The organism is Candidatus Methylacidiphilales bacterium, assembly GCA_033875315.1.
Classification (GTDB): Bacteria; Verrucomicrobiota; Verrucomicrobiia; order Methylacidiphilales; family CAZTYG01; genus JANRJG01.
In genome coordinates this window covers 23,068-33,884 of sequence record JANRJG010000010.1, presented here as the reverse complement: position 1 = coordinate 33,884, position 10,817 = coordinate 23,068, and the positions used below count along the sequence as shown (strand labels likewise).

At 53.2% G+C, this 10,817-nt stretch carries 9 protein-coding genes; 2 read left to right on the top strand and 7 right to left on the bottom strand.

Going from position 1 to position 10,817, the window contains the following annotated elements; genetic code table 11:
- Window positions 1-478 precede the first annotated feature (478 nt).
- Window positions 479-1,273 carry an SDR family oxidoreductase gene (locus SFU85_03645; GenBank protein MDX6765862.1) on the top strand — a complete coding sequence of 265 codons (795 nt, stop codon included), beginning with the start codon at window positions 479-481 and terminating at the stop codon, window positions 1,271-1,273.
- 214 nt (window positions 1,274-1,487) lie between these two features.
- On the opposite strand, the gene SFU85_03640 is transcribed toward SFU85_03645, so the two are convergent.
- The 6 genes from SFU85_03640 to SFU85_03615 form a co-directional block, all read right to left on the bottom strand.
- Window positions 1,488-4,226 (bottom strand): restriction endonuclease, encoded by a 2,739-nt coding sequence (locus SFU85_03640; protein ID MDX6765861.1) that lies wholly within the window; start codon window positions 4,224-4,226, stop codon window positions 1,488-1,490.
- A gap of 183 nt (window positions 4,227-4,409) precedes the next feature.
- A complete protein-coding gene (locus SFU85_03635) occupies window positions 4,410-5,519 on the bottom strand; it encodes a hypothetical protein (GenBank protein MDX6765860.1) in 1,110 nt (369 codons plus the stop codon).
- A 170-nt stretch (window positions 5,520-5,689) separates the two neighbouring features.
- Complete coding sequence (locus SFU85_03630; GenBank protein MDX6765859.1) at window positions 5,690-6,151, bottom strand: zinc-ribbon domain-containing protein; 462 nt, start codon at window positions 6,149-6,151, stop codon at window positions 5,690-5,692.
- A 156-nt stretch (window positions 6,152-6,307) separates the two neighbouring features.
- Window positions 6,308-7,030, bottom strand: a complete 723-nt coding sequence (locus SFU85_03625) for an SIMPL domain-containing protein (protein ID MDX6765858.1) — start codon at window positions 7,028-7,030, stop codon at window positions 6,308-6,310.
- A 366-nt stretch (window positions 7,031-7,396) separates the two neighbouring features.
- Window positions 7,397-7,837, bottom strand: coding sequence for a TA system VapC family ribonuclease toxin (locus SFU85_03620; GenBank protein ID MDX6765857.1), 441 nt, complete (start codon window positions 7,835-7,837; stop codon window positions 7,397-7,399).
- Window positions 7,834-8,067, bottom strand: a complete 234-nt coding sequence (locus tag SFU85_03615; protein ID MDX6765856.1) for a hypothetical protein — start codon at window positions 8,065-8,067, stop codon at window positions 7,834-7,836. The genes SFU85_03620 and SFU85_03615 overlap by 4 nt, the downstream gene beginning before the upstream one ends.
- 127 nt (window positions 8,068-8,194) lie before the next feature.
- On the opposite strand from SFU85_03615, the gene SFU85_03610 reads away from it, so the two are divergent.
- Window positions 8,195-9,061: an MBL fold metallo-hydrolase gene (locus SFU85_03610; protein ID MDX6765855.1), complete on the top strand. Its 867-nt coding sequence runs from the start codon at window positions 8,195-8,197 to the stop codon at window positions 9,059-9,061.
- A gap of 512 nt (window positions 9,062-9,573) precedes the next feature.
- Here SFU85_03610 and SFU85_03605 read toward each other — a convergent pair.
- Entirely contained in the window at window positions 9,574-10,776 is a 1,203-nt protein-coding gene (locus tag SFU85_03605; GenBank protein MDX6765854.1) for an adenylate/guanylate cyclase domain-containing protein, read from the bottom strand.
- Window positions 10,777-10,817: the final 41 nt, after the last annotated feature.

Below are 10,817 nucleotides of genomic sequence, written 5' to 3'. Positions count from 1 at the left end.
GGAGCAGGTATGAAATATACCCGTGACCGACGAGCAACGAAGCGGGGCGGCTTTTTGGCCCCAGCCCGGAGGGTGATGGCGGCACCTGCCCGCCCCCTTCGTCGTCCCTTCCTTGCGTATCTCGTCCCGATATGCGCGGTCGCTCCTCCTCGGGTTCGGGCAGGTGGCACTCATCACGCGGGCCACGGGGGTTATCCGGATAGGCTCTTAGCCGGATCCATGCAGTTCACCGCAAAGTTCGCGAAGGCCGCGAAGTCGAAACAGTTGGCTATGAATAAAAATACAGAACCATTTAATCGCATGGCCCTTGGATTCAGACTCAGCAATGGGTGATTGGAGTTTTTCACTGCCAAAACCCCTTATGTCTTCGCGAACTTCGCGTTCTTCGTGGTAAATCAACTGCATACTTACGGCTGCGGGCGTGCCGGGTGGTTTTCCTTCTTGATGTGGCATCGAAGTCCCTTGAGAGTGGGCCCCGATGTCGCACCCATCCCTCGATCCCCGGGAATTTTCAGGAAAACGCGTCCTGGTGACCGGGGGCACCCAGGGCACGGGGGCGGCCATGGTTCGCCGTTTTCTCGATGGGGGTGCGGAAGTGGCCACCACGGCGCGCTCGGGGCCGCCGGAGGCCTTGAAAGAAGCCCTCTTCATCCAGGCCGATCTGTCCACCGTCGAGGGGCCGGCCCACGTGGCCCAGGCCATCCACGCAGCATGGGGAAGCCCCGACATCCTGATCCACAACGCCGGAGGATCCAAGACCCCGGGGGGAGGCTTCGCCGCGGCCACCGAGGCATTCTGGCAACAGGAAATCAACTTGAACCTGCTGGCGGCGGTCCGCCTCGACCGCCTGCTCTTGCCGGCGATGATCCAGCGCGGTTCCGGCGTGGTGCTGCACATCAGTTCCATCCAGCGCAGCCTGCCCCTGCACGATTCGACCACCGCCTATGCCGCGTCCAAGGCCGGCCTGACCGCCTACAGCAAAGCCCTGTCCAAAGAACTGGGGCCAAAAGGAATCCGGGTCAATTCCATCGCCCCCGGCTGGATCTACACCCAGGCCGCCGAAGCGATGGTCAAGCGATTGGCGGAAAGCAGCGGCTCCGACGAAGAAACCGCGCGACAGGCCATCGTGCAGTCCCTGGGGGGCATCCCGCTGGGGCGGCCGGCCTATCCGGAAGAAGTGGCCGAGCTGGCGGCCTTCATGGCCTCACCCCGTGCCGCATCGATCCACGGGGCCGAATACGTCATCGACGGCGGCACCATCCCGACGATTTGACAGGGTCAGGACGACCCGTGCGTCAGGCAAGGGGCTGAGGAAGCGAACGAGGTCGAGGGCCCTTGGCCCCTGACCCTACAGCGAGGCGGATTCGTCCCAAGCGAACCGAAGCGGCCGCCAAAGAGTCATTCAGTTTTCATGGACTGACCCCACTGAGATTCGTGGGTTGACTCTGTCCGTGCTACAGCCCGTCAAGAACTGACCCCGCAGACAATTATTCCCCGTTCTGAAAAGAAGCTTCGGGCAACAGCCCGTCATGTGTTGACCCCGTGCCTCTTAAATCATGTTCAACGTAAGCTTCCGCCCAAGAAGCTATTCTTCCCGAAGCAAATTTTCGATAAGTGTTAGAATTGATGTGCGACAGTTCAGCCTGAATTATTTTACGCAAGCTCTTTTTGTCGTGAGCTTTATCACCTATGTGAGCTATGGCTTTTTCCACATAAGCACTTCTTGCCATACATTGAGCAAATAACTTCCTACTTTGGCTGGTTTTCCTTTTAAGATAGACATTATTTGCAATCAAGGTGAATTCGACTTTCCCTTTTTTATATTCGATCAATCGCATGAATTTTAGGTCATATAAAATTTTCTGAAGTGTTGCTACAGGGATGTCATCACTACCTTTGGTGTAGATTTTAAGAAAATTATCCCATAGCGCCTGAAACGAGTTTTGAGGCATAAAAGACTCTATAGTTCCAGTGCGCCCTCTCGCGACTCCTGTGATAGAAACAGTCGAAAGTCTATTTGCTAATTCAAGCTTGGCAAAGGTAATCCAATTAATGAAAAACTGAACGTAAATATTCCACGTATTTTCAGAGAATTGAAATCCAGGAAATGACTTTTTGAATTCCATTAATATATCGGAACGCTCTATTGTTTCAGTTTTTTTAGCGAGTAAAGCGATATATACGGCGTGGGTGGCAAGTTTGTTATACGCCCATTTCTCAAAGTCTTGCCTGGTTTTAATATTAGCCAATTTTGTCAGAGCAAATTTATCACCTGTTTTTTCTACCAATCCAAGATGGCGTAGCTGGCGAACCATGTTGCCCATACTACTTTGGCTAATGGTATTAGGATAAGCTTTAGTTAAAGAACCAATCGACCTTTTTTCGCCAGTTTTGAATAGTAGCAAAGTTTCGCAACAAGCGTCTGCAGGCATTCGGAGGATATAAGATTCACCGGTTTCTCTAACTTCTCCAGTTATCAAGTACTCGCGAAAAACATCCCAATATATATTGTATTTTGTCCCAGATAATATAATCAAACGCTTATTGATTAAGGAGTTAACTTCCTTCTCATCAATCGTCTCGCCTACTTCTGTTTTATCAAAGAAGTCGCCTTGGTTTGCCTTTTTAGCAATAAGTTTTAATGCTTTAGCTTCATGGCTAGATATTGACTCCAAATCAGTTTGAAATAGGGAACGACAATCAAGCTGTTTATCGATTATCGTCTCCTGCTTAACTTTAGACTTAATTTGATTTAGAACGTGTATGCAAAGTTTCTTAGTTAGCCATGGATAACCTTGAGAACTTTCCTCGAGTTTTCTTTTTAAGTCCGAAAGAAGAGGTGTCTTAATCTCCCTTTCCAATTGGGAAATTACACCTTTTATCTCAGCTTTGCGAAATGACTCTAACGAAAATAATTCAGCACTATCTTTTGCTTGCTGCCATAAAGAGTATGCTGGCAGATCGGCCGGGATCGTAAGCTCCGACTTCCATGAAAAACCGATAACAAAATTAGAACCCGAGTCACTAGTTTGAAGCAGAAGCCTGTGAAAAGCTTCAAATAAACCGGGTTTTTTAAACACGTCCTCAAATTGATCAAATACCAAAACCAAGACTTTATTATCAACCTTGAGCTTATGAAATATCGCCTGAATAGAATCTGATGTAATTATGTCATATTTTGATGTGAAATGTAAATTTGATGGATCTATTCCATGGAAACGTTGCGAATCTATTAACGTCTTCTGAAAGGCCGCTTGAACAAAAGCGTCACTGATAGCGCTTCTAGTATCTATTACAGACACGTAGAGCCAGTTTTTGTTTTGCTTATTTTTCGCGCGTCCTCTTAGTTCTGAAAGTATAGAACTTTTCCCCCAACCTGATTTGCCTTCAAGGTAGAAAACCCTTTTATTGGTAGATTGGTTTTTTACATCTCCCAAAAAGTTATATATTCTATTCCTAATATTTTGTCTTCCTATAAAATGATGGATAGAAGCGGGCAGATAGTCATACCAGTTTTCACTTGATTTTATGTCCGACACTAATTCGGTTGATCCATTATTCTGAGATTCCCCCAGAGACTTCCCCATCGAAAATACTTCTAAACCGTTAATCTCTTCGATCTTTTCAAACAGTTTTGATAGAACACTGGAATCTGGAGCGCTTCCGTCTTTCGCGTTCAATGCGCTAACATGTGTTGGAGATATTCCATTTGTAAGCAGTAAAACGTACCAAGTCCCAAAGGTCGTATACGCCAATATTTCTTTTGATACATTGTATGGGTGAAATAGATTATATTCCGGCAATAATATCTCCTTGTCCTCTTGCAGAATATCTATGCACTTTTGAGGCCCCCAAAAGATTAAATGCTTGTATCGCTTATCTGCATCTTCTTCAAATTCCCTGATTGTTCCGGCCACCTCTTTCTTAAATTCCTCTGTGCATATAAAATAACCATATTCTGCCTGTTTTTTACGCACCTTGGCCTCAAAACTATATATATCGTTAGAGCTAAGGCCCTCCTTTAATCTGGCCTTGCATTCTATCCACGCAGTCTCATTTCTGTCCTTATGTGATGCAATGATATCTATTTCCATTCCAGTAAACCGAACATTATTAGTTATTTGATAGCGTTGTTTTTCAAATAACTTGGAAATTAGATTCTCAAAGAATTGCCCCTTGTCGTGCATGGACATGCCGTCATCAGTGATAATTTTAATTTCTTTCATGGCGATAAATTTATAAAGATTTCAGTGGGGGAAGTGGGTTATTCCTTGAATGATGTTTGGTGCAAAGGGCGGTCGGAGTTTGTAATCCCAGTGCCGATATAATCGGCGGTCTGGCGGTTTTCGGAGATTTGTCGGGCCATGGATTTTGCCTTCCCGGGAAGATAGCAAGGGGGGAGGCGCTGGCTAGCGCCGTTTCTGGTTTTCGGTTTCTGGTTTCTTGTTTCCAGTTTCTTGTTCTGGGGAAGGGGTGGGGGAAGGCGGAGGTAATTTTGTTGTGAAAGAGGTCACGTTTGGAGGAACTTCAGCCACCACAACCCAGCTGCCATCGGGTTGTTTTTCGCGAATGCGAAAACCATCCTCGTTGGTCGAATTGTCTTCCCAGCTGTAGGTGGTTGTCCCATTGGAATTCTTTTTGACCGTCAGGTTTTTCGGGGCAGCGGGAGGGGCTCCGCCCCATTCCGGATCATTCGGGTCGGTATTGTTTTTTGCTTCATCGCCATCGCTGGTTCCGTCTTTGTCTGTATCGGGATTCCATGGGTCCGTTCCATAGCTGTACTCCTTGATCAGGGGCAGGCCATCACCGTCAAAATCATTTTGGGGATCGTCCAGAACGTTGGGATTAAGGCCATACTTGATCTCCCACGCATCCGGTAGTCCGTCGCCGGGGATCACTTTGTTGGGGTAGTTGCCCTGCTCTTCCGAGTCTTGTTTCCATGGATTTGTGCCCATCGCCCGTTCCTGGGCATCGTTGAGATCGTCTGCATCAATATCAGCTTCTTTCGGATCCGATCCGAATTTTATTTCCTCGATATTACTCAAACCGTCACCGTCCGCATCCAGGGCGTCTTCGCGGATCTTGAGGTCAAATCCATACAGGGCTTCCTGCAGATTGGTCATCCCATCCCTGTCCGCATCCCCGGTGCTGTCATCTTTTCCCTTAGGGTCCAGCCCTGGGTTTGCCACTTCAAACCCATCCGATAAGCCGTCAGCGTCTGTGTCGTAGAGGTCCGGACGGGTCCCGCTTCTATATTCGGCAAGATTGGACAAATGATCATGATCCGGATCCAGATCGCCATCCGGCACCAAGGGATTGATCCGGGGTAGGGTTTTCATTTGATATCCCAAAGGATGAACCCATTTGGCTCTCCAACGGCAGGCCTCGATCAATTCCCAGCCATTGGTCATCTTGTCCCCGTCGAAATCCAAGGAGTATCCCAAATAGCCTGCACCCGTGAGCAGTAGGATAAGCGATGCCCGGGCCAGAAAATGGCGGGACATGAGAAGCTTTTTCATCTTTCTACCGTAGGCCATGATTTGCGGGCGAAGCGAAACAGAGGGTTCAGCGTTTGATTAATGCTTGGTGTGATTTCTAGATTCAGCACATAACTCTCGAAATCCAGAGTTATGTATCGGCTCCCCGTCCGCTCTCTACGGGGTCAGCCCATGAACCCTGAAAAGCTGAGTTAGGCATTGGTTCCAAGACTTAGGGGTTTGCCGCACTTGTGGCAGAAGTTGGCGTCCTCCGGATTGAGGGCACCGCAGGAGAGGCATTTGATTTTGATTATGGTTTCAGGCGTCTTGGACTGTCCTAAGCCTGTTTCCTGCAAAGCATCTTTGACCATGCCGCCGGCCATGCGGCTGTAGGGTTCGAGGTCCTCGCGGGCTTGGGCCGGGTCGAGGACCACCCCGGAACCGGCCAGGCCACGGGCGCCGATTCCCCGGACCCATCCACCCACGAGGATCAGGCCGATGCCGCCCAAGGCGCGGAACATTCCGGATTGGGTCCGGGCCTCGAAGTTGGTGAAGTCGCCGAATCGCGCCACGAAGGAGATGAAGGTGGAGGCAAAAAGAAGGCCTCCCACGATGATCAATCCCGTCCCGAGGGTGAAGGCGGTCTGGCGTTTTTCGGAGATCTGCTGGGCCATGGATTTTGCCGTTTCCCCGAAAATAGCAAGGGGTTGGGCGCTAGACCAGCGCCGTTTTTTGTTTTCTGTTTACGGTTTGCTGTTTGAGGAAGGGAAGGGGATCATAGGGCCCGGGGAACGGCGTCTCATCGAGAACGCCCTACAAGGGGAGGGGGATCAATTGTGCACTTCGAAGACGGCGTGGACTTCTTGGCTGAGTTTGATCGTAGCGGGTGGGTAAAAGAGGGGACCATCGCGCCCTTCGGACCTGGCTGATATCGCCCCATCAAATAGCTCCATTTCCGCTGAGTCAAACATCTCAACGATGGGTTTTCTTGAAATGCGATAAACCCGGCCGAGGCGCACGCCGAACCCTTTGGCCATTTGCTCGGCTTCGGCGGTGGCCTGGAGGCAGGCTTTTTGCATGAGTTCGGCCTCTAGTTTTTCTCTGTCTTCGCTTTCAAAAGAGGTGTGTAATCGGGAGATATTCGGCATGGCGTAGAGATCGTACATGGTTTTTTCGAATTTTTTCAGATCGGTCAGTTTGACTGAAAAGGAGCGAGTGATCTCGTAGCCGAGAATTTCCAAGAGTCTTCCGCTATCGTCAGTTCTACGGACAATGTTTTTTTCAATATCATGGGCTTCGATATCCTTTGCAGGGACGTTTTGCTCGCTGAAGTAGGTGACGATTTTCTGGGTGGCGAGTGCAAGATCCTGGGTGGCTATCGCTGCATCTTTGTTAAAGCTAAGAACTTGAAAGCCGATGGTGGCGATGTCCGGTTTCACCTCAATGGAAGCTTCACCCGAACTCGTGACCTTGGACATGGTTTCTCCGGAGTCAGGACTGCAGCCGACCAGAAGCAATGGGATGATAGCCAGGAGACAAAGATTGGAGTTCATGGGATAAGGTTAGGAACGAGTCGGAATCGATGAAAAGTCAAAAGTGTGGGTTTTGCGTTGTCATGAAAAGGTGGGGGCGGATTGGCCACGAAAATGCACAAGGGTCGCAAAAGGGTTCTGATTTTTGTGAATTTTGTGTCTTTTTGTGGCCAATAGGGATCGTGGCACCAGGGGCATTGAAGAACGGACCGGGGAAGGGATTCCCCGGCCACAGGGGGATCGGGCGTGAGGGAACTTTTTTAGCCGCAAAAAGGCACAAGGGGCGCAAAAGGGTTCTATTTGGAGATTTTTGTGCCTTCTTGTGGCCAAGGTTGTTCGTGGCTACAGGGGACATCGGCGACATGCCGCCTCCCACATGGGGGGTGTTTAGTTGGCAAGGGGGTTGATGACTTGGATGCCTTGGAATTGCAGGAAATCGGTGTCGGCGGTGTAGATGGTGGCGATGCCGTATTCGCGCATGAGGACGACGGTCCGGAGATCGAAGCAAAGGTTGCCCGCCGTTGATGGCTTTTCCGCCAGCACTTGCTCCAGCATCCTCCAGTGGTTCGTGCCCGCAGATAGGACGGTGATCCCGGGGCGGTTCAAGATTGCGCCTAGAAAGGCCATCGCTTCTTTCGCTTTCAGAGGCCGGGGAAAGACTTTGTGGTGGGTGGACACGCGCAGAAATTCGTAGCAGATGCCTTCGGTCAGGTAGCACTGCCCCGGGGCTTCCAGTAGACGGGTCAGAAATTTTCGAGAGGCCTTGTATTCCTCACCGTCCCCGTTGGCGGCGTAGAGCAGGAGGTTGGTGTCGATGATTCCGCTCACGCATCTCCCATGGCTTCTTCGAGGGCATCACGATCCGCGAAGGGCAGGGTGGTGTGCCCCATGGAAAAGGAGGGCAGGTCCAGGGGCAGCCTGCGGGGTTTCTTGCGACGGGAGAGGCCTTCGCGAAGCAGTTCGTTGACCAGTCCGGACATGTCGGAGTGGTTCTTGGCCGCTTCACGTTTGATTTCCCCCATCAGGCCATCCTCCAAAACCAGCGTGGTGCGTTTCATACATCCAGATTACTCAATCAAACATATGTATGCAAATAGAATGGAGAGTGAGAGAAGAATCCATCTGTGTCCGGCGGCTGCCGAGGGGACGCTCGCCAGATGGCTTTGTTTCGCTAATGGATACTTCATGGATTTGAAGGTGACGTTCTGGGGGGTGAGGGGATCGATTCCGACCCCGGGGGATGCGACCCGGCGATTCGGAGGCAACACGGCCTGTGTGGAAATCGCGGTGGGCGATACGCTCATCGTGTGCGACGCCGGTTCCGGCATCCGTCCCTTGGGCCTGGACTTGCTCCGGCGCCACCCGCATCCGCTCGATGTCCACCTCTTCCTGACCCACGCGCATTGGGACCACATCCAGGGCTTTCCGTTCTTCGCCCCGGCCTATCATTCGCAAAACCGCATCCGCATCTATGGCAATGGACCGTCGGACGACCGCCATTACCAACTTCTTTCGGGGCAGATGCAGGGCGGCTATTTCCCCATTTCCTTTCTTTCGTTGAAGGCCGCGGTGGTGCCGGCCTTTCTGGAGGAGGGAAGGGGACACATCGGCCCGGTGGCGGTGGAGGCTTTTCCCCTGAACCATCCGGGTGGCAGCACGGGGTATATCTTTGGGGTGGGTGGGCGCAAGGTGGTCTACGCCACCGACCATCAAATCGATTGGGACGGTCAATCACCCGAGCGTCTGCGCCCGGTGCCCCAGGCCTGTCTCGAGGCGGCCCGCGGTGCGGATCTCCTGATCGCCGATGCCCAGTTCACCGACGCGGCCTACCTGGCCCACCCGGACTGGGGCCATTCGAGCGCCCACACCGTGACCGATTGGGCCGTGCAGGCGGGGGTGAAGCAACTGGCCCTCTTCCACCACGATCCCTCGCATTCCGACGAGGAGATGGATGCATTGGCCCGGAGTTGTGCCGCACGGGCCGCGCGGCTGGGCGGCGATCTGGCGGTCTTTGCCGCGGAGGAAGGCAGGCAGATCGCCTGGACGGTCTAGCAATCAGAGGGAAAATGAGCCTGTTTCAATCGGAGGGTCGCCACGTGAAACGTGTTCTCCGACAGGTCCCGTTTGCAAAGCATCACGGGACGACCAAGCCGCACAGCGTGCGGCCCTCCGGGGCGCTTTCGCGCCTAATCAATCGGATTTGGTATCAGAAGGAAAATGAGCCATCCGATGGGGTAAACCTCCAAAGGCAAACGCGCTTGGCTGTCCCGCCATGGGCCGGGCGACGGCGGAAGATCGCGTTCCACCTTGGGAACTCGGATCGTTTCTCTTACTCGCTCTCGTGCTCGCTCTCTCCCATTCAGAGAGTACGAGAAAGAGAAAGAGTATGAGAACGAGTGGCTGATTAAATGCAAAATGCTGCAGGGATCCGAGGAATCATGAGCCATCCGATGGGGTGAACCTCCAAAGGCAAACGCGCTCGGCTTGTCCCGCCATAGGCCGGGCGACGGTGGAAGATCGCCCTCCCGTGGATCTTGTCGTTCCGTCGAAGGGATAGGGAAAAATCAGGCGATCCAACTGTCGACAAAAAATTGGGGGACCAGGCCCTTGCCTTTCAGTGGCAATTCGCCCCGGACTTCCGCAATCACCTGGCCATCGAGATGGGCCAGGAAGGGACCCGAGACGTTGATGCGACCGGGCTCGGCCGCCGTTTCCAGCCGTGCCGCCGTATTGACGGTGTCGCCCCAGATGTCGTAGGCAAACTTCCGGCTGCCGACCACGCCCGCGACGGCTGGTCCGCAGTGGAGGCCGATGCGGAGGTTCCAATAGGGTTGGCCCGCGGCCTCCTTGGCCGCCTGGCGCCGGGCGACGAATTCCCGCATCTCAAAGGCCGTTTGCAGGAGCGCCCGGGCATGGCCGTTGATGCCGGATTCCAATCCGCACACACACAGGTAACCATCGCCGATGGTTTTCAGCTTTTCCACCCCGTGCCGGTCGGTGATGTGGTCGAAGGCGGAGAAGCAGGTGTTGAGTTCTTCCACCAGTTCCTGCGGCTGCATGGTGGCGGAAACCCGGGTGAAGTCGGTGAAGTCGGAGAACAGGACGCCGATTTCGTCGTGCAGAACGGGATTGACCCGTCCGTGCAGCTTGAGTTCTTCCGCCACGTGCTCGGGCAGGATGTTGCGCAGCAATTCGTCGGACTTGCGCTTTTCTTCGGCCAGCTCGCGCTGGCTGTCCAGAACCTTTTGCTGCATGACCACCACGTCGACCAGGCCCAGTTCGTGCTCGACCAGGAGTGCCAGTTCCTTGAGAAGGGTGATTTCGCCGGGGTGGAGTTGCCGCGACTGCCTGTCCATCAGGCAGAGGGTGCCCACTTTCTCGCCGCCAGCGGAGCGGATCGGGGCGCCGGCATAAAAACGGACACCCATCTCACCCGTGACCATCGGATTGAAGCGGAACCGGGCGTCCTGGTGGGTGTCGGCGATGACCAGGGGTTCGTCGCCCAGAATGGCGTGTCCGCAGAAGGACTGGTCGCGGGAACCGCCGATGGCGCACACCCCCTGGCGGGCCTTGAACCATTGCCGGTCCTCTTCGACGAAGGAGATGTAGGCAATGGGCACTTGGAAGACGCGGGCGGTGATGCGGACGATGCGGTCGTAGCGTTCCTCGGGCGGGGTGTCGACGATGCGCAGGGCCCGGAGTGCCTGCAACCGTTCGCCTTCGTTGGCGGGAAGCGGTGGTGCTTGGAAACCCTGGGCGGCGATCACGCAGTCAGTTTATGGAGACGGTACCCGTTTGCAAAGATTTG